This window comes from Anabaena sp. UHCC 0253, from assembly GCF_009712085.1.
Taxonomy (GTDB): domain Bacteria; phylum Cyanobacteriota; class Cyanobacteriia; order Cyanobacteriales; family Nostocaceae; genus Dolichospermum.
Window position 1 is genome coordinate 91,982 of sequence record NZ_VILD01000011.1, and the last position, 20,819, is coordinate 112,800.

General features: G+C 36.3%; 15 protein-coding genes, 2 tRNA genes and 1 pseudogene. 11 read left to right on the forward strand and 7 right to left on the reverse strand.

Annotated elements, in window-relative coordinates:
- The first annotated feature begins 7 nt into the window (after positions 1 to 7).
- The 11 genes from ffh (at position 8) to FJR38_RS24335 (ending at position 8,781) form a co-directional block, all read left to right on the forward strand.
- A complete protein-coding gene (gene ffh, locus FJR38_RS24285) occupies positions 8 to 1,459 on the forward strand; it encodes a signal recognition particle protein (protein WP_168539906.1) in 1,452 nt (483 codons plus the stop codon).
- Positions 1,460 to 1,639: 180 nt separating this feature from the next.
- Entirely contained in the window at positions 1,640 to 1,900 is a 261-nt protein-coding gene (gene rpsP, locus FJR38_RS24290) for a 30S ribosomal protein S16 (RefSeq protein ID WP_168497019.1), read from the forward strand.
- 7 nt (positions 1,901 to 1,907) lie between these two features.
- Entirely contained in the window at positions 1,908 to 2,294 is a 387-nt protein-coding gene (locus FJR38_RS24295) for a KH domain-containing protein (protein WP_168497021.1), read from the forward strand.
- 365 nt (positions 2,295 to 2,659) lie between these two features.
- Positions 2,660 to 3,613: a PhoH family protein gene (locus FJR38_RS24300; RefSeq protein ID WP_168496854.1), complete on the forward strand. Its 954-nt coding sequence runs from the start codon at positions 2,660 to 2,662 to the stop codon at positions 3,611 to 3,613.
- A 100-nt stretch (positions 3,614 to 3,713) separates the two neighbouring features.
- Positions 3,714 to 4,121, forward strand: a complete 408-nt coding sequence (locus FJR38_RS24305; protein ID WP_168496852.1) for a ChuX/HutX family heme-like substrate-binding protein — start codon at positions 3,714 to 3,716, stop codon at positions 4,119 to 4,121.
- Between the two features lie 66 nt (positions 4,122 to 4,187).
- A complete protein-coding gene (locus FJR38_RS24310; RefSeq protein ID WP_168496850.1) occupies positions 4,188 to 4,964 on the forward strand; it encodes a DUF6816 family protein in 777 nt (258 codons plus the stop codon).
- 257 nt (positions 4,965 to 5,221) lie between these two features.
- Positions 5,222 to 7,042: an ABC transporter ATP-binding protein gene (locus tag FJR38_RS24315; protein ID WP_168496848.1), complete on the forward strand. Its 1,821-nt coding sequence runs from the start codon at positions 5,222 to 5,224 to the stop codon at positions 7,040 to 7,042.
- A 111-nt stretch (positions 7,043 to 7,153) separates the two neighbouring features.
- A tRNA-Tyr gene (locus FJR38_RS24320) sits at positions 7,154 to 7,236 on the forward strand.
- Positions 7,237 to 7,321: 85 nt separating this feature from the next.
- Positions 7,322 to 7,393, forward strand: a tRNA-Thr gene (locus FJR38_RS24325).
- A 542-nt stretch (positions 7,394 to 7,935) separates the two neighbouring features.
- Positions 7,936 to 8,382 carry a DUF732 domain-containing protein gene (locus FJR38_RS24330; protein ID WP_217360055.1) on the forward strand — a complete coding sequence of 149 codons (447 nt, stop codon included), beginning with the start codon at positions 7,936 to 7,938 and terminating at the stop codon, positions 8,380 to 8,382.
- A 201-nt stretch (positions 8,383 to 8,583) separates the two neighbouring features.
- Complete coding sequence (locus FJR38_RS24335) at positions 8,584 to 8,781, forward strand: hypothetical protein (protein WP_168539910.1); 198 nt, start codon at positions 8,584 to 8,586, stop codon at positions 8,779 to 8,781.
- Positions 8,782 to 8,855: 74 nt separating this feature from the next.
- Here FJR38_RS24335 and FJR38_RS24340 read toward each other — a convergent pair whose 3' ends face one another.
- From FJR38_RS24340 to ctaD, 7 genes and pseudogenes are all read right to left on the reverse strand, one after another.
- Positions 8,856 to 9,053 carry a hypothetical protein gene (locus FJR38_RS24340; RefSeq protein ID WP_168539912.1) on the reverse strand — a complete coding sequence of 66 codons (198 nt, stop codon included), beginning with the start codon at positions 9,051 to 9,053 and terminating at the stop codon, positions 8,856 to 8,858.
- Between the two features lie 287 nt (positions 9,054 to 9,340).
- On the reverse strand, positions 9,341 to 11,620 hold the full coding sequence (locus tag FJR38_RS24345; RefSeq protein ID WP_217360056.1) for an AAA family ATPase: 2,280 nt from the start codon (positions 11,618 to 11,620) through the stop codon (positions 9,341 to 9,343).
- Positions 11,621 to 11,696: 76 nt separating this feature from the next.
- Positions 11,697 to 11,891: a hypothetical protein gene (locus FJR38_RS24350; protein WP_168539916.1), complete on the reverse strand. Its 195-nt coding sequence runs from the start codon at positions 11,889 to 11,891 to the stop codon at positions 11,697 to 11,699.
- Between the two features lie 923 nt (positions 11,892 to 12,814).
- Positions 12,815 to 13,867 carry a tyrosine-type recombinase/integrase gene (locus tag FJR38_RS24355; protein WP_254449551.1) on the reverse strand — a complete coding sequence of 351 codons (1,053 nt, stop codon included), beginning with the start codon at positions 13,865 to 13,867 and terminating at the stop codon, positions 12,815 to 12,817.
- A gap of 393 nt (positions 13,868 to 14,260) precedes the next feature.
- Entirely contained in the window at positions 14,261 to 18,019 is a 3,759-nt protein-coding gene (locus FJR38_RS24360; protein ID WP_168539918.1) for an Eco57I restriction-modification methylase domain-containing protein, read from the reverse strand.
- 343 nt (positions 18,020 to 18,362) lie between these two features.
- Positions 18,363 to 18,980, reverse strand: a complete 618-nt coding sequence (locus FJR38_RS24365; RefSeq protein WP_168498489.1) for a heme-copper oxidase subunit III — start codon at positions 18,978 to 18,980, stop codon at positions 18,363 to 18,365.
- Positions 18,981 to 19,086: 106 nt separating this feature from the next.
- A pseudogene (ctaD, locus tag FJR38_RS24370) lies at positions 19,087 to 20,761 on the reverse strand (cytochrome c oxidase subunit I).
- Positions 20,762 to 20,819: the final 58 nt, after the last annotated feature.

The window sequence follows — 20,819 nt, forward strand, 5'->3', positions numbered from 1 at the left end:
CTGAATTATGTTTGATGCACTATCTGACCGTTTAGAATCCGCCTGGAAAAAACTGCGAGGACAGGATAAAATCTCCCAATCCAATATCCAAGACGCTTTGCGGGAAGTGCGTCGGGCTTTGTTGGAAGCAGATGTCAATCTCCAGGTGGTCAAAGATTTTATTAGCGAAGTCGAAACCAAAGCCCAGGGGGCTGAAGTTATCGCCGGCGTGCGTCCTGACCAACAATTCATCAAAATTGTTCATGATGAATTAGTGCAGGTGATGGGGGAAGAAAATGTTCCTCTGGCTGAAGTTGCAGGTAAGACCACCGTTGTCTTAATGGCTGGTTTACAAGGGACTGGTAAAACCACAGCCACCGCTAAATTAGCTTTGCATTTACGCAAACAAGACCGTAGTTGTCTGCTAGTGGCTACAGATATCTATCGTCCCGCAGCTATTGACCAGTTAATTACCCTGGGTAAACAAATTGATGTCCCAGTATTTGAACTAGGAATTGAAGCAGACCCCGTAGAAATTGCCCGTCAAGGTGTGGAAAGAGCTAGAGCCGAAGGAATAAATACAGTAATTATTGATACTGCCGGACGCTTACAAATTGACGAAGATATGATGGCGGAATTAGCCCGCATCAAAGAAATAGTCCAACCCGATGAAACCCTCTTGGTTGTTGACGCAATGACGGGTCAAGAGGCAGCAAATCTGACTCGCACCTTCCATGATCAAATTGGCATTACTGGGGCAATTCTGACCAAAATGGACGGTGATAGCCGGGGTGGTGCGGCGTTGTCAGTGCGGCAAATCTCCGGTGCGCCGATTAAATTTGTGGGTGTGGGGGAAAAAGTTGAGGCACTACAACCCTTTTATCCTGACCGGATGGCTTCGCGGATTTTGGGTATGGGGGATGTTCTCACCTTAGTAGAAAAAGCCCAAGAAGAGATAGATTTGGCAGATGCCGAGCAAATGCAGGAGAAAATTCTGTCAGCGAAATTTGATTTTACTGACTTTCTCAAGCAAATGCGGTTATTGAAAAACATGGGTTCTTTGGGGGGCATCATGAAAATGATTCCCGGAATGAATAAGCTTTCCGATGATCAGTTGAAGCAGGGGGAAACTCAGCTAAAACGTTGCGAAGCTATGATTAATTCCATGACTGGTAAAGAACGCCGTGATCCAGATTTATTATCGAGTTCTCCCAGTCGCCGCCGCCGCATAGCTTCTGGTTCTGGGTATAGAGAAGCAGATGTAAGCAAACTGGTGGCAGACTTCCAAAAAATGCGATCGCTCATGCAGCAAATGGGACAAGGTGGTATCCCCGGTATGGGAGGAATGTTTGGCGGCGGTGGTAATCCTCTAGCCGCAGGAGGAAATCGTCCTTCAGCCGGTTGGCGTGGCTACCCCGGCGGCGCACCACCAACCAAGAAAAAGAAAGAGAAAAAGAAAAAAGGCTTTGGTACTCTTTAGAAATAATTGATAATTGACAATTGACAATTGACAACTAACTAATAGCCATTCATGGCTAGGAAGTGCTAAAATTAGCATTTCAGTGTGGGAAGTTTTGAATGTGGGTATTATCGCCTAGTCACTTCCTCATTCATTCAATTACAAATTCACTCTCTAGGAACAGGAGAAACATTTCTCAACATGATCAAACTGCGTTTAAAAAGATTTGGGAAAAAGCGGGAAGCAAGTTACCGGATTGTTGCCATGAACAACCTTGCTCGTCGTGACGGTCGCCCCCTAGAAGAACTAGGATTCTATAACCCCAGAACTGATGAAGTAAAACTAGACATTCCTGGTATCGTTAAGCGACTACAACAAGGCGCTCAACCTACCGATACAGTTCGTCGTATCCTTGTAAAAGCTAACGTTTTTGAACAGGTCCGTGCAACAGCCGCATCATAGTCTTGAAATTAAATCCCCAGCAACCGGTCCCAATTATGTTGGGCTGGTGAAGTTTCTTGTGCAGCCGTTTTTAGAATCTCCAGAATCTTTAAGCGTAGATTGTGAAATATCTCAAATCCTCAAGCGGGTTTGGGTTCGCATTGCTTTTGACAGCACAGATAAAGGTAAAGTGTTTGGTCGGGGGGGACGAAATATCCAGGCAATTCGTACTGTTATTGCCGCCGCAGCAGAACTAGCTGGGCAATCAGTATACTTGGATATATACGGTAGTAGTTCCCAAAGTCGAGATAGTATGTCTTTTGATGAAGAACAAGAAGATCGCATACTACCACCCAAATCGAGAGAAAGAGAGAGTAATATTCCCAGACCTGTTGTTAAACCACGTTTACGCTAGTACAGCTTGATCGGAATTAAAAAATTAAAAAATTAAAAAATTAAAAAAAGCAAATTAAAAAAGCTTTTTAAGGGTTTTTAATTGTTAGTTATTTTGACCGCATTGCCCTAGTTAGTTTAAATAGTGGAGAACAGATTAAATTCTGGGACAGACGGAGACAGGGGACAACAAAATTGTAAAATCTTGGCTGATAATTCCGTGTTTATTACGGATTTACAAGCCAAGAAATAGCAAATGTTGTCAGCCCATTTCCAAATAATAAAAATTCTAATTAATAGAAAATTATAGGATTTTCATCCTACATTTAATCAATAGGAAAATATTAATTTTGTTAAAAACAACTTTTCACCCCATTCAGGAATAATATGGCAGATGATGTCACCATTCAACTGCCTAATATGTCCAGTGCGATCGCTCTAGCCGGATATAGTGAGGCAAATATCAAGTTTCTATCACAACAAACAGGAGCTAACATAGTCCTGCGTGGACAAGAACTGTTAATTTCGGGAACACCCAAGCAAATTGAATTAGCAAATCGGTTAGTGCGATCGCTGGAAAATTTGTGGAGTAAAGGTAATAATATCTCCAGTGCTGATATTCTCACAGCCCGTCAAGCCCTAGACACCAATAGAGAAGACCAACTCCAAGACTTACAGCGGGATATCCTCGCCAAAACCCGTCGGGGGTTTGAAATTCGCGCCAAAACCTTCCACCAACGCCAATATATAGACGCACTCCGCAGACGTGATTTAACCTTTTGTATTGGTCCTGCGGGAACAGGAAAAACCTATCTGGCTGTAGTTGTCGCCGTTCAAGCCCTACTCAGTAATCAATTTGAACGGCTGATTTTAACCCGTCCCGCAGTGGAAGCAGGGGAAAAACTCGGCTTTTTACCAGGAGACTTACAGCAAAAAGTCAATCCCTATCTACGTCCCCTTTATGATGCCATTAATGAATTTATAGACCCCGAAAAAGTCCCCAACTTAATCGAACGGGAAATCATCGAAGTCGCACCATTGGCTTATATGCGGGGACGAACATTAAATAACGCCTTTATCATCGTTGATGAAGCCCAGAATACCACACCGGCACAAATGAAAATGGTTTTAACCCGATTGGGTTTTAACTCCCGCATGGTAATTACAGGTGACATCACCCAAACCGATTTACCACCTCATCAAAAATCTGGTTTAGACGTAGCCTTACAAATTTTAAGAAACGTGGAAGGAATTGCAATTTGCGAATTCTCTCAAAAAGATGTGGTTCGTCATCCTTTAGTACAACGCATTGTTTCTGCCTATGAGAAATACGAAACGTAGGGGCGCAGGGTCTGCGCCCTCTTGCTTTCTGGATTGTATTACATCAAAAAAACGCTATAAATCAAAAATTGAACAATAAGCAACTGAAAAACAAAAAACTATGACAACAACATTGAAAGAATTTTTAGAAGCTTGTGAAACCTTGGGAACTTTGCGCTTAATTGTCACCAGTAGCGCGGCTGTTTTAGAAGCTAGAGGAAAAATTGAAAAGCTATTTTACGCCGAATTACCAAAAGGTAAATATGCGAATATGCACACCGAAGGCTTTGAATTTCACTTAAATATGGATATGATTCAAAAAGTTAAATTTGAAACAGGGGAAGCCAAAAGAGGGAACTTTACCACCTATGCAATTCGGTTTTTAGATGGAGAAGAAAAACCTGCATTAAGCATATTTTTACAATGGGGTAAACCCGGCGAATACGAACCAGGACAAGTAGAAGCTTGGCAAGTTTTAAAAGAAAAGTATGGAGAAATTTGGCAACCTTTAGCCCTAGAAACCTTGTAGTTTGAAACAGTTCCCCGAATTCTTAAAGAAATAGGGGAATTTAATTTTTAATTCTCGATTTTTAATATGTTAATTAAACTAATTGTTAGTTTTTGCTTAATGCTTTTCTTGGTTTTAGGAAATAACGAAGCCCAAGCCGGAGAATTAGCCGAACATTTAGCCAAGTTTCCTCAATGGGAAAAATTAACATCAGTCAAACCAGCTAAGGGAGACTTAGTTTATCCTGAATGGATGACTGGTAAGTGGAAAGTTACCAGCACATTAGTAGATTTAGCAGCACCTTTAGCACCGGATATAGTTACACCAGGTTTTGAAGGTAATCGCAGTCAATTAAATCAACCAATTAGTTTTTTAGTTAAATTTGTGAAAGTTAAACCAAATAATTCGGGTTCACAAATTTTTCCCAACCTCAAAAATCAAGCATCAATATTAGTAGCTGATAGAGAATTTAATAGTTTAAATTTAACCAGGGCTTATTTAGGAGATGAAGCTGTATTATCATCCAAAGTAGATCCTGAATCTCCCAATCGTCAAATTACATTTTTCCGTGGTGAACGCCAATTAATTTCCATTGTAAGCGATCGCGTCACAGAAACAACACCAGATGATCAATTCATCACTACAGAAGTTTTTCAACAGTTATTTAAAGGTGGTTCTCGCCCCTATTTTAATTCTGTAGAATCAACCACCGCTTATCAAAAACTTTCCACCACCTCTCCAGCCATTACAGCAGATCAAGTAACCGCAGTCTATCTTTCCCCCCAAGATCCTGATTATTTTACCGCAGGTTCTCGACCAGTAGCATTATATCGTTATCGGCTGGAATTTTCTCGATCATTATAGGTAAGTGGGAAAACTTATAACTATGTCATTGCGAGTGAAACGCAGCAATCCCAAAAGTTTTGGGTAATTTACAGTTCATTACATATTTGGGTTTATTAGCATCTACCTACTTAGCCAATTACATTTCAATTAAAAATCAGATGCTTCTTTTTTATTTTTAAATCCCCAAAGGGGGTGAACTTTTTGTAATCTATATTTAGTAGATATGTAGTATCAGTATTCCCGGCTAATTTTCGGGCTTTGGAATGTTATACATTATGGTTCAATTTAGAAATATTCTCAACTATTTTCGTCCTGACTGGAAACTGAGTATTTTCAGTATTACTGTATCTGGTATTTACGAAATTATTGATTTAGTTGTACCTTATGCAATTGGACAAATTTTAAATGTTTTGTCTAATCAACCTTTGGATAAAGCAATACAAGGAGTAATAATCAGTTCATCAAATATTACCAATTACCCAGTTAATCAAACTTTGTCTTTGGCTGTATTGCTTGGTTTAATCTTCCTCATTACAGTTGTGAGAGCGCCTACACAGCCTTGGTTAACAGCATGGTTTCACTGGGATATAGCCTTAAAAGCGCGACGAAATCAAAGTGAAATAGCCATATCTAAAATTCTCACTTTACCACTAGAATTTTATGATGAAAATAACCCTGGCAGGATTGGGGGAAGAGTAAGTAGAGGTATTGCTAACCACACCTGGAGTTATCCGGAAATTGCTGGACAATTTATTCCTAAACTCTTGTGTGTGGTGGGAATATTTTTCTTCATTGCTTTTATTGATTGGAAAATTGCGGTTTTATTGCTGATTTCCTGTATATTTATACTCAGCTTGAGTTGGAAACAATTGCAGCGGTTAAGTTTGTGTGAAACTCGCCTAGATAAATATATGGAGAACACAGACAGCCGCACTTCCGAGATAATTACTAATATCAAAACTGTTAAAGCTTATGCAACAGAACAGCAGGAACTAGAACGACAAAAACAACGTTTACATCGAGAATTAACCGTATTTGATTATCGTCTTCATAAAGGTTATGTGGAACTGGCTACTTTGCAAAAAACTGTAATTCAGTTTTGCGTCTTTATGATTTTATGTTTAACTCTAGCTGCCACTGTAAATGGGGAAATTTCTCTTGGTCATTTTGTGATGATATTGACTCTTTCTAGTATGGCTTATGGGGAGTTAGAACCTATCAGTAAATTAGCAGAATCTTTTATTCGTAGATATTCCGCAATGATCCGATTTCATGAATTTATACAAACACCATCAGGAAGAGATGCAAATGAACTTTTAACAGAATTAAATCAGCCAGAATCACCATATCAATTTTCTGGAAAAATTGAATTTTCTGGAATTAGTTTTGGATATGATAGCAATCGGCAAGTTTTGCAAGATATTAACTTGTTAATTGAGCCTTATCAAACAGTTGCTTTAGTAGGAAAATCTGGTTCTGGTAAGTCTACTTTAATCAAGTTGATATTGCGTTACTTTGAACCGCAAACAGGGCAAATTTTAATTGATAGTCAAGATATTTGCACCTTAGATGTGGGTAAGTATAGGCGCAGATTAGCAATTGTTCACCAAGAAGTAGACATTTTCAACGGAACTATTTTGGATAATCTCAAATATGGTAGACCAAATGCAACCTTGGAACAGGTACAGGAAGCCTGTATAATCGCCAGACTTGATGAAGTAGTTGAACACCTACCTCACGGTTATTACACCGTTGTGGGGGAGCGGGGGGTGAGGTTATCGGGGGGACAAAGACAGCGGCTAGGAATTGCGAGGGCGTTGTTGGTAGAACCAGACGTACTGATTTTTGACGAAGCGACCTCTAGCCTAGATTACGAATCTGAGCGTTCTATTCAATTAGCCATGCGTTCAATTCAGGGGACTCGCACCACAATTATTATTGCCCATCGCCTCAGCACTGTGAGGGAAGCTGATAAAATAGTAGTTCTCGATCAAGGGAAAATTGTCGAAGTTGGTAGTCATGCTGAACTTTTAAGCGTAAATGGCATTTACCACCGCTTACACGCTCTCCAAGAAACTGGAGAACTGATAGAATGAACTTCTGAAACTGGCTTGCTGTAAGGAATCTAGATTTTTCACAATTTCTTTTCTTTAACCCCTTGCCAAATCCAGGAACTGCTGCTATTATAGTTAACTGTGGGACAAAACGGGTCGATGTCCGAGTGGTTAATGGAGACGGACTGTAAATCCGTTGGTTTACGCCTACGCTGGTTCAAATCCAGCTCGGCCCATCTCCTACAGATATTAAGATTTATATATGCTGTGTAACTAAATAATTCACAGCATGATAAATCCTAATTATCGAATTTCAATTTTGCCCGTGTGGCTCAGTGGTAGAGCACACCCTTGGTAAGGGTGAGGTCACGAGTTCAATCCTCGTCACGGGCTTTTCAAAATGACGGAAAATTAGGGTTTTAGCCAGTTGCATAAGTTGGCGGTACTCTACCAGTATCTCATTACTGATGGTAACTTGCATAGAACTTGCATAACAGGATTAATTATTAAAACAAACTTATCTATAAAATCGTCTTATATAATAACTATCTTTCTGTGACTTAATCACGTATATCAGATAAATACTCGCGTCATATTGACCTGTAATGCCTCTGTTTTGAGTTTCAGGTAGAAACAGTCATGCAAAAGTGATATCGGCTGTTTCAGAGGTATATATAGTTAGGCGGTTTTAAATTACGTTTAATCAAGTTAGGAAGTAATTGCTTTTAATTGCGCTTGTATGGCAACAGTAGCGGCGTGATAGAAAAAATGATTATAGTTAGGATTCATGTCAGCTTTGATGGTGATGGTATTTACATCAGTTATCTGGTGTAATCTCAATCGGTAACATTAAGCATCTAAATATAAAGACTGATACTTGACTTGTATAAAAACGCAAAGTATAGTTAAATTACATAATTATCTATTAACAAAACATGATTAGAAACTTCTGCAAGATATTCCCGTCTTTGATGTTATTAATACTCACTGTATCTGCCTGTTCAAATCCAAAAACTCAAGACATAGAAAGTAAAACTAATAATTCTGATAATGAATTTGAAATCAAAATGAAATATTTCTTAGATAATGATGATGACAGTTACACACAAAAAGTTGCTTATCAAGAACTTTTTGGTAGAGAAAAGGCAATACAAGAAGCTAAAGAATACTGCAATAAGCTTGACCAAGGTAAGAATAAAATCACTATCATCAACGATATAAATGATGATTTAACAAAGAAAATTAAAGAGAATAAGATTACAGAAAAAGAAAGTAAAGCAATATTTTCTGTATATAGTAGTATCCATTTCATAGCGCAAGATATATATTGTCCACAGCATAGAGATAAAGAGCAAATTCCCCTAAAGGAACGGCTCAAGTAGAATTGATTTAACAATTTGAGGTTGTAAATTATTACGTTATTGGCTCAAGTAAAACAAGTTATGTATCCTACTGCCAATATCATACATAGCGTAACTTGCAAGAACATTCATCAAATTATCATCTATCAAATCACCACAAAATACAATATCAATCAATAACTATTTGTATAATTAAATGATAGATATTAAGCAGTTAAACCAATGTTTCTATTATCTGATTACTCCATAACTTCCTTTAAACGTGGTAGACGCAAAGGCAGTAAGAACAAACGAATTAAACAACATACATCTAATACCCACGACAAAGTAAGAAACATATTAAAGGTATCTAGAGGAACTAGAGGTTTACTTAGTAATATATTAGGTGCTGCTAAGGAAGTTCGTTATTGGTTAAGATAACAAACTTAGTTAGTGGCATCAAAGCTAAAACAGTTAATAAAAGTAATTATTATCCACTTATAGGAATAGTCTATTTAAAATATATGTATTAGCATATCTATTAACAATCTCAATAACTTATCTTCTTGATATTTAGGAAACAATTGCTTAGGTTGAGCATTATTATAGTCAACTCGTTCAACAATAAATTCATCAGAGTAAGAAAAATAAGTGATGCGGCGATCTCCTATTTGATATTGTTTAGCTAATTGATAATCGGGCGGACTAACCATCAAACTATCAAACTTAGTTATTGTAGGTTGTTTAATAACTAATGTTGATGTAAGCTTCGCTATATTAGAACTAGATAAACCAAGTGATTTGATACGATATTAATAAGTCATTTATTAACTTGATTGAATAATGAAATATCTTTTTTTTGTTGATATTAATCATCATTAATGTCACCATAATAAAAATTTATTCTGATAACAGTAATCAGGTTTTTGGTTATAAGGGTCAACATCAAAGTAGTGTTGACCCTTTTGTTTAACCCTAGTGTGGAGGCTTCTAACGCTTGCTATGACTGCATTTCAGGCAAAGGTTCCATGCTTGTTAGTAGATGCGGCGCAAAATATAAAGTTACTTTTTGCTTACCGCCAGGTGTGTCTGCTTTTGCCTCTTCACGGTTAATCTGTCCCTTTTGACATAGCTTATTTAAATTATTTCTAACAGTTTCTTCGTTGCTATTTAATTCTGTTGCCAGTTCCTTAACTTTGTATTTACGCCCTGGTTGATCTTCCAGAAACCCTAGTAATTTGTCTTTGAGCGATTTGGGAGCGTTTTCTGGTTCACCAAACTTACCTTGATGTTTCCAAGAGTAGTTATCTGTATCTAAATCAATTTGATGTTTTCCCGTACAACCAGATCGGGACTTACTTATTTCTAACACCCGTTGTGTGTCAGATAAATTCTCTTCTGCTTCACCCTTACGCAATCGCCAAACTTCAGATACATTGTCACAAATCGCTGTTGTACCTCTAGTACCACCAGCCTTATTTTCGTGGTGTAGAACCATAATTGAGCATTTAAACTCATTAGCTATATCTCGTAGTTCATATAACACACTACCGTAGGACGTGTCTTTTTCTTCTACACCACTGTTACGGTTAGCTGATGTAAGGGAATCAATAACCACAAATAAAGGACGTTCACGCTCGATCCATTGCTTCAATTGGCGTATCTGTGAAAACTGCCAGTTAGTTTCAATTGTTACTACTCCTTTTGGTATATCCTTAAAGCCAGCAATATTCAATCGTTCTGATGTGTCAACTTCTGGTTCATCAGTTTGAATAATTAATACTTGACCTTGTTTAGTTATGAAGCCATTCCAAGCTTCACCAGTTGCAACTGCTTTAACTAAAGCATAAGCAAGTAATGTTTTACCCACACCACCATCAGCATATAACAAGACGGTGGTGGCTAAACTGATATGAGCCGCAATAAGCCATTCACGTTCATCTGGGTTATTGGCTAGGAAGTCATGAATATCAATAGGAGCAAAAGTCTGACTAGCAGTTGACTTGGCTGTGTAAATTTCTACGAGTTTGCTGGTTTTAATTTTAGTTTGCTTTGATAGTTGTTCTAGATCCCACTTCTGCAATCCAGGATCTTCAATCTGTAATATTCGTTCCATTTCATTCATAACAGACACATACTCTTGTGAAGAATTAGACTTGTTCTGCTGTTCAATCTCCTGTTTGATGCCGTCTGGACAATTAGCTTCATAGACTTTCTTATCTAGTTTGCGAACTTTCAACCAGCAGTTAGATCCATCTCCCATAAATAACGCTGCTGGATGACAATCATCACTATCAACACTATCTAGAATTCGTTGAATCTTATCTGAATCAGTCCCCAACTGATTACCAGCTTCTTTAGCTAGTTCCTCAGTTGTGCCATTGTAGTCAATTCCATTTTCGTTGCACCAATTTTCCCAACCGAACCATTCTTTAATGGCAGTTGTGAGAGCTTCAGAACGATCATTATTGTCAGCTTGACCTTTCAAAATACTTTGACTCGTTTCGCTTCCTAACAATTCCAATTTGATACCAGATTTATTAGCTGGTTGAGGATCGCGTTTTGTTTCCTTTTTGGTGTTTGTTTCTTCTTTCTTCTTTCTTACTGGATAAATTCCAATTGACTCCAGCGAGTCTACTTCAACTAATGGAACTCGCTTAATATTTTGGTAAGTATTGCCAGGAACTCCCACAGTTGGAGCTAACACAGTAAAACTACCTTTACCAAGTGCCTCACCAACGTGCTTACCATTTAGTTGGAGAGTGAAGTTTTTGAAATCTGGTGATTGCTTCACTTTCACCCCAATTCGATATCCACCACTATGAGTGCGTTCCGTGAATGTTTCTTGTAGTTTTGGATGATCTTTCAGAAGATTATCAACTGCATTATTACAATCTTCTGGAGAGTCAAAATTTTTAACATCAACGTCAAGCCAGATAGTATTGTTCCAATCACCTAACGTGCCAACACCTGTATCTGGATGTAAAAACCACTTATTTAATTCATCTTCAGTAGGTAGCTGCTCTTGATAATTACTGTGGTAAATAAGATGTGGCTTACCATCTTTATCTAAATAAGATGGATTTTTACCAGTGAATAGTGATTGAGGATTACCATCTTTGTCTAACTCAATTTCTCTAGTATCTTTTCTCAGCTTGGGATATTTATTAGCATCTTGTGCTGGTGCTACTGGTAATACTGGATAACCATTTTCTTGTAGCCACTTAATAGTTTCATTACGAGAATTCGTGCCAGATTCGTTTGCTTTTGTGTTTGTCATGTTATAATAATTGTTATTAAGTATAGTTAAATCAGTCAGTTTCACATAATCAGTCAAATTCATAATAATTGAACTCCTATGAGTCGAAATACCAGTAATCAATTGCTGGTATTTCTTCGTTTTTATCTATCCACTCCATCAATATATGTCTGATTAAAGCGGAAGTTGTACTTTTATTTTGTTTAGCGATATCTGATAAAAGGTCATAGTTATTAAGGGTTAATCTGGTCGGTACAACACGCGTTAGAGAGTTTTGTTTAATAGTTGTCATTGCTATGTTTATAGTTAAAGTTAACTTGAGAAACACAACCTAGTTATCTGAATAGATAACTCTTCCTTTCTTACGAAAAGGAATAACCGGACTTGTTCTACAAGTATGGTCAGGTACTATGCAGAATATCCTCAGCCCGTTTTTTACCTACCGTCGGCATCCTTGACTATTCGATGCCTCTGTTACCTCAGAGCGTCTTGGATATTCATTTTTCAAGGTTCAGAGATGCTTGTTTTATTCCTCACAATTAATATTGTAAACGTAATCGCCAAGTTATGTTTACATTTTGTAAGTTTTTTGTATTTAAAAAAAATATACTTGAATTCTACTCGTTAATTTTGTTTTTTAATCACAAGGTTTAAATTACAATGACTTCGCAAAATAAGGTGATAGATAAGGAACATTAGTATTTGTTATATTTGCTGATTCTAATAAGAATTTAACATCTTATATCACATAACTCATGTTTCTCATACTCGCTATTTGAGTTATCAAGTTTTAGTTAGTTGAGATTGCATAATCTAATTAACGTAATCGCAATATCAACATAACTGTTATCGCTATTATTGTAATTATAGTTATGTGAGTTATCTTTATTCTTGTTATTGCAATACTAACGTTAGTTATTTGAGCATTATTAAAGTACGTTATTTGATTTCGTATTTAGCGGCTCTTATTTTGGAATTTAAAGTGATTTAAGTAATAACTGCGTTAACGAATAATACGCTAACTGCATTTAGTTGTAATGACGTTATTCTAAAGTGAGTTATTGTGTGCATAGTTAATGGTGCAAAATAAAAGGATAGTAGAACTGTGTTCATTACTATCCCTTGTTTTCTTACTGTATTTATTTGAAGTAGTGTTAGTTGCAGTAAGATAATGCAATTACAACTCTGACAGTTGTACCTGTTATGGCTATAGTTCTAAATTTCCGGTAACTGAACATTATTATGGATAATGTCATCATCTGGACTCCAGTAATGCTGGTTAATCATCTCTTCTGATGTTTCCATTAACGCCGCTACCGTAGCTATATCAACACCTTGACGTAAATAATGCGTGATACTTGTGTTTCTTAGGTTGTAAGTAGGTAAGTATTGCTTGACCTTACCTTCATTAACTAGATTTTCTACAATCCTTTTAGTGTAACGTTGTGTGAAGTTTCTCAAGTTGATGTAACTACTGTTTTGCGCTGGAAACAGTAGCTTGCTAGAGATAGTAGAAACATAAGTCAAACGCCGATCTAATAACTCTCTAATTTGCGGTGTTATTGGAAACATACGCGCTTTATTGTTCTTTGTGTTTTTTAAAATACCACAAGAGTATGCTTTATCAAAGACAATTACCTTATCTTTGACACAATCCCAAGTAAGTGCAATAGCTTCTTCCGGTCTACATCCAGTTAGAAACAAAAATTCAACAAAGTCAGCATACCAGCTATCTTTGAAAGCTGACTTGATATTGCAGTACCAATCACATCTAAACGCTTGAATAATAGCGTTGACCTCATCCCGTGAGTATGCTTTTTTTGTTCTACTACTTTGGGGTTTATCTGGTAACTGCTGTTTTAGTCTTCTCCAAGGGTTAATACTAATCAATCCAATCTCGAAAGCCCAATTACTACAAGCGTGTATATCATTAATGATGCGTTCTAGTGTAGTACCAGCATAGGTTTTAAGCAATTCTGGTATCAATAATTGAGCATTTTCTGGATTTAGCATCTCAAGTGATACTTTTGTTAAGCATCTATCAATCTGTAACCATTTCTCTTTTTGAGTTGTTTTAGCTACACTTGCTTGTTTAGCAACCTTGTACTGTTGCCATAATTCTTGTAGGTTTAGTGCTACATCTTTATTAATGGAAACAACGTTATCAGGCTGTTTAACGTTTGGTTGGTACTTTTTTAGTGTGGGATCGAAGTAACCAGCAATGATATCTGTTTTAATTTGACTAGCTATTTTATCGGCATTCGCCATTGCTAGTCTATCGCCATATTTACCACCGGGGGATAATAGGTATTGTTTCCCTTGGTATTGAAACCTAATTATGATTCCATTATTATTGTTGCGTGGGGTTATCTTGGGAACTCTAGACGATAGCTTTCCAGTCTCGTACATTTTCCAAGTTGCATAGTTCTTGCATAACCCAACTACGCAAATGGTTAAAAGTCTTGATATTTCGTTATTTTGCACACCCTTGGTAAGGGTGAGGTCACGAGTTCAATCCTCGTCACGGGCTTTTTAGATAATGCTGACGATAGTTAAGTTCTATGGTTTTGATTTCAGTAACGAAAAATCTGGGACTTTGACTCAATTTATCATTTATTTACAACATAAAAAAAGAAGTCAGAGATATGGGATTTGTGGTGTTTACCCTTCTATGATTTTAATCTCTTCTGCTGTTAATTCGTAAAGTTGATAAACTAGCTGATCTATTTCTGTTTCTAATGTGGTTGTATCTGCTTTTAAACCTAATTTTTTAGCAGTGAGAATTTGATCAACTAATGTTTCTAATAACAATTCTTCCGCTTCAGTCGGTTCTTTAATAGGAAGTATTTCAATTTTATACTTTTTCCATCTATTTGTACCCATTCCTGTAGTAGTTGAAATTTGATTAAAATACCATTGTGATAGTCTAGAATTTAATATTGCTAACAAATACTTAAGTTTTTCACCAGTCATTAAGAAGGTAGTAGCTTCAGCATAATAGTTAGAATCATCAAAAGCAAATTTAGGTTGATCAGAAATTTCACCCCAAACAATTTTAGGTTTTTCAAAATCCTTCCAGTAAGCAATAGAATCTTGGGTTTCAAACCATTGATTATTTGTCTTCTTTCTACTACCTTGAATACCAGATTGTGCTAATCTTTTTTTGCCAATTTTTTCCAAATAGGTCATAATAGCTGGATATTTTGTAATATCTAAAGCTAAACTAGGGAAGGTACATATTAACCATTGATTTGAGAATTCATAACTATATTTTTTTAAATCTCTACCTCTTAAAATTGGCTGAATTATTTCAGCAGAATTAGAACTTTCAGCAATTAATTGATTTTTAGTTTCCTCATTGATAATAAAAGCATCATTGTATCCTGTTTTAATCCCAAAATTTATTGTTATTTTAAAATCCTTTAACTGTTTACCTATTTGTTCTATTTTCTGTTTCAAACTTCCACTTTCTTCATTACCTATAATCCATTCTGATGTGTTAGGTATTGTAAATTGAAAACAGTGTTTATAGAAATATTTCTCTAATGAAGAACCGATAAGATAATTATTTTTTAGACTAGCAACATCAAAAAATCCATTAGCGTGATCTTTTTTCAAGATTATGATATTTGATTCAACAGTTGCTTCTTCAAAAATTTGAATATCTTCAATATTTAATAAAGTCTGGGGTTGCAGATTTTCAATTAAATATTTCTTTAGTGAATTACCATAAATAGTTTTTAACCAAGAATTAGAAGTAATGTAAGTTAAAAAACCTGCTTTTCTTAAAATGCAACTTCCTTTTTCATAAAACAAGCAATAAATATCTGAACCCTTTGTATAAGTTTGATAATTATTTTCAAAATAAGCAGTTTGATATTTTTCTTTAATTTTAGATAGTGAGAAATAAGGAGGATTTCCAATAACGACATCAAAACCAACAAAAACACCATCATTATTCAAAACTTCAGGAAACTCAAAACGCCATTCGAGAGCATTTTCATATATTTTACCACTTTCTATTTCTTCAACTTTAATTTTTAATTTATCAATCTCATTATTTAACTTAGCGATTTTTTTCTCCCGCGTCTTTTTCTCAGCTTTTGTTTCCTCAAACAATAAAATTTGATTTTCTAAATTATAAACTTCACCCTCTAACTTCCTTAACTTAGTTTTATTTAGATCACTTCCTTGTAATGTTGTTTTTAAATTACCTTTAATATCATTAATCAATCTTTCCATTTCCCGCTTTTGCTCCTTATTTTTAGCATTACGGTAAGTTTGTACAGTATTTCTATAAGCTTCTATACTGCATTTATTTTTATTTAAAGCTGTTCGCAAATCAGTATCTAAAGAAAAACGACTAATTAAAGAATTACCACATTTAATATTAATATCAATATTGGATAAAGTCTCCAATTCTGTATAATCACTTTCGGTTTGATAATAAGCATTTTTTAAAAGTTCAATCCATAACCGTAACCGACATATTTTCACGGAATTTAGATTTATATCTACACCAAATAAACAGTTTTCAATAATCGTTTGTTTTTCATAAAATAGCGTTTCTTGAACTCGTTGACTTTCCTTATTTTTAGGATTATATTCAAATAATAACCCATCTTCATCAAGAATAATCAATTCATCATTGACAACTTCAATATCATATTCTTTTAATCTTTTACCTTCCCTATCAAGTAAAATCTTCAATTCGCTTTTTATTGCTATCATTTCATTGAGAGCAGAAACTAAAAAATGTCCTGAACCCACAGCAGGATCACATATTTTTAAACTATTGATAATTGTATTAGCGTCTTTTTTATCTTCTATCTTTTCATATAAATCATCAATACTTACACAATTCCAACCTTTAATTTCATTAAACTTTTGTATAACTGCTCTTCTAATTGTTTCCCGACACATATACATAGTAATGAAACCGGTAGTAAAGAAAGAACCATCTTTATAACCGTTAATTTTCTCGAAAATCAAACCAAGTACAGACGCATTAATTAACCTTTTATTCTCTTCTTGAATTTCTTCCCCGCTTTCACTACTAAAATCATAAGCATTGAGAAATTCAAACAGGTATTCTAAAGCATTAATTTCACCAATTCGTTTTTTTCCATTATTGTCTTTTAAGACAGTAGCAGAGAAAATTTCTAGTTTCTCATTTCTAAGGTTATTAATAAAAATAGTTAGTTGTTCAATATCCGTAGGTTCAAATAAAGAACTATTCAAATAGGGAACATGAGCAAATATCTTTTTTACACTTTCGGTTCTTTCATCTTGTTTGCGAGCTAATACGCTGAAAAAAAGACTGTTAAGATCATCATAATTTTGGACTTTCTGTAAATTCAAGAATTCCAACGACTGATCATTTTTATGATATTTGATTAATTGCGCTTCTAATAACTTCAAAAACAGAATTCTATTTACCCAAGTAATTGCTAATTCTAACCCAACGTTAAAAAGTTGTTCTTGATAAGTTTCTCCAAATTGTTCTGGTTTTTCTATTCGAGAAATTTTATCTAAACTATCAAGTTGGATAATTGCATTTTCAATTAGTGAACCCGGATTTCTCTCATTTTCTTTTTTGCGTTGAATGAGTTTTTTACCACCTTCTTTAGTTTCCGTCAAACCGATAATATGTAATAATTCACTGTAAAATCCTTTATCAAGAGTATTGCTATCATTCGCAAAAGGTAATTTTAATAAATGTTCTGGTGAAAATAACTTAAACAGCGCAATCAATTTATGATCATGAGGATTTTCACGAGGTTGTAAATATTTCTGATATTCTCGAATATCAAAATGTGTGAATGTAATTTGATCTTGAATTTCTGTAATAGCAACTTGAGCAATTTCCTGATAAAAGAAATCAGTCTTCTTATTTGTTAATCTTCCTGATTCAAAATCTGTAAATTGCTTAAGTAGGGGTTTATTTTCAATAAATGCTTTTTCAAAATTATTTGCATCAAAAATAAACCATTCATAAATATTAGTAGCTATTAAATATTTAATTTTTATATTTTTCTCTATTAGACGTTCCCGCAGAAAATATAAAACCAATTCCTGGAAAGCTTTAGTATTCAGATTATCAACTTTGAGCATTTCGCTTTTGTTGGTTGGCTTTTTAGTTTCCAGAATTACACCAACACTGCTTTTAGGATCTTTGCCATTATGAATAACAAAATCATTTCGTCCTTTAGTATTAATAAAATAATTTTTACTATAATATGTGTTCTTTAAAAAATCGCCAATCAGATTTTTATGAAATTCTTCTGATTCGGTTTCGTTAATTTTTTCAATTAGGCTTTGCAAATTCTTTTTAAAATGTTCAATATCGTTTCTGTTAGGCTTAACTTTTAGAAAGGCTTTATTTAATGATTCTCTGGGCTGCATTTTATGTAAATTCATTTGCTTTAAATCTGAATTAAAGTACATTGTCTGAATCAGGATGTCCAGGATTTAAGGATGAACAGGATAAAAACAGGGATTTTAAATAATTACTTTTCAAACAATGTCTAATATAAATATACCAAGATTTCTTCCCTCCGTGTCCTCTGTGCCTGGAGTGGTATAGCTAACGCCACGCTTCGCTATCGTTTAAAAAAAAGAGTTTTAGGCTTAACCCAACCTACTCATATACATACTTGTAGTATAAATGCAACACATTTTATTCACCAATATAAACAAAAAAAACCCCCAAGAGGGGGACTGAAGGTTATTCGAGTGGAGTGAACAACTAAGTAATAAATACCTAGAGTAAATAGAGTAATCCGAACAAAATAATCCAAATTACGTCTACAAAGTGCCAGTAAATTTCCGCAGCTTCAATACCGAAACGCTGTTCATTGCTGTAGTGTCCGGGAGTACGCGATCGCCACAAAACTGCTAAAATCGCTAAAACACCGATAGTAACGTGCAAACCGTGAAATCCAGTCAAAACGTAAAATGCACTAGCGAATAAATTGGTAGTCAGACCGAACTCTAAATGAGTATATTCATAAACCTGACCTACCAAAAAAATCGCCCCCATAACTGCGGTAATTGCTAACCAAATCCGCATTCCCTTGGCATCATTTTTTTTAATAGCAGTATCAGCATTGTGCATGACAAAACTGCTGGCTATCAAAATAGATGTATTCACAGTAGGTAACAACAATTCTAAATCTGGTGTTCCGGCTGGTGGCCATACAGGAATACTAGAACGGTAAGTTAGGTATGCACCAAACAAACCCATAAAAATCATTCCTTCAGCCACCAAGAACATAAATAGACCAAACAAACGATGATCTGGATGTGCTTCGTGATGAGAAATGGCTGTGTGGCTATGATCTAATTCAGTATTCGCGGTGTCAATAGTTTGACTTTGCATAAATTGGTAATTGGTTATTGGTGATTGATAAGAGGCAAAAGAATAATATATTTCTCCCCTGCTCCTCTGCCCCTCGGCTCCCCTGCCTCCTTTCCCCCTGCCTCTTCTAAAGTGCTGATTCCGTTTGGGGAGTTAATACAGGTTCAGTTTCAATTTGTTCCTTACTTACGCCGTAATCATAAGGTCCATGAGTCAAAACTGGGAGTTGTTCAAAATTCTCAATACTTGGTGGAGAAGTAGTTATCCATTCCAAAGTCAGTGCTTGCCAAGGATTATTGCCGGCTTTTTCCCCATAGAACCAAGACCAAATGGCATTGATCATAAAGGGTAATGTAGAAACCGCCAATATATAAGATCCGTAGGTACAGATTTCATTCAGAGAAGTGAATTTAGGATCATATTCAGCAATCCGGCGGTTCATACCCATGAGTCCGAGTTTGTGCATGGGCAAGAAGGTCATATTTAGACCAACCATAGTCAAAGCAAAATGCACCTGACCCCAAAACTCGTTCATTTTCCGTCCCGTCATTTTCGGAAACCAGTGGTAAATAGCGGCAAAAATCCCTAACACACTACCACCAAATAAAACGTAGTGGAGATGTGCCACCACAAAGTAAGTATCGTGAACGTGAATATCAAAAGGAACTGCGGCCAACATTACGCCACTAATCCCACCAATCACAAAAGTTGCTAAAAAGCCCATTGCAAACAACATGGGACTATTAAGGCGGATTTTACCACCCCAAATAGTTGCCAACCAACCAAAAATTTTAATGCCCGTAGGGACAGCAATGATCATAGTAGTGATCATGAAAAACATCCGCAACCAACCGGGGGACACCGCTAGTAAACATATGGTGCGCCCAGACGATTAAACCTAAAAAGCTGATAGCTAGAGATGAATAGGCGATCGCTTTATAGCCAAAAATCGGTTTGCGGGCATGAACTGGCAGAATTTCTGAAATTGCCCCAAAGAAAGGCAAAATCATGATGTAAACCGCTGGGTGGGAATAGAACCAGAACATATGCTGGTACACCACCGGATCTCCTCCACCAGTCGGATTAAAAAATGTTGTTCCTGCCAACAAATCAAAACCCAGCAGAATCAAAGCCGCAGCTAATACAGGTGTAGATACCAGTACCAAAGCCGAAGTTGCCAACATTGCCCAACAAAACAACGGCATTTGATAGATGCCCATACTAGGAACACGCATCTTCAAAATGGTGACGATAAAATTAATCCCCCCCAAAATCGAAGAAGTCCCCAATAGCAACACACTCATAATCCAAATTCCCTCTCCCACCTGGCCTGTCACCAAACTCAGAGGAGGGTAGGAAGTCCAACCGGCATCGGGGGCATCACCTACAGCTAAACTAGCAACCAGTAATACACCTGCTGGGGGAACCATCCAAAATGCCACTGCATTCAGGCGCGGAAATGCCATATCTCTCGCCCCAATCATCAGCGGGATCAAATAGTTGGCAAATCCCGCCCCTGTTGGCACAATCCAGAGGAAAATCATGATTGTGGCATGGAGTGTAAATAGGCTGTTGTAGACTTCTGGCGTGACAAAATCCACTTCAGGAGTGCGTAATTCAGTCCGCACCAAATCAGCCATTACGCCGCCAATGCAGTAGAAAATAAACGAAGTGACCAGGTATTGAATACCAATCACCTTATGGTCCGTACTAAAACCAAAAAAGTCTCGCCAATGCCTTTCCCCATGTTCTTCCACAGAGTTGGGAAGATTAGCACTTTCTTGTAACTGTGTTTGTGTCATATTTTAAAAAAGGAGTCATCGAGTCAGGAAGTAGGGGCGCAGGGCCTGCGCCCAGTCA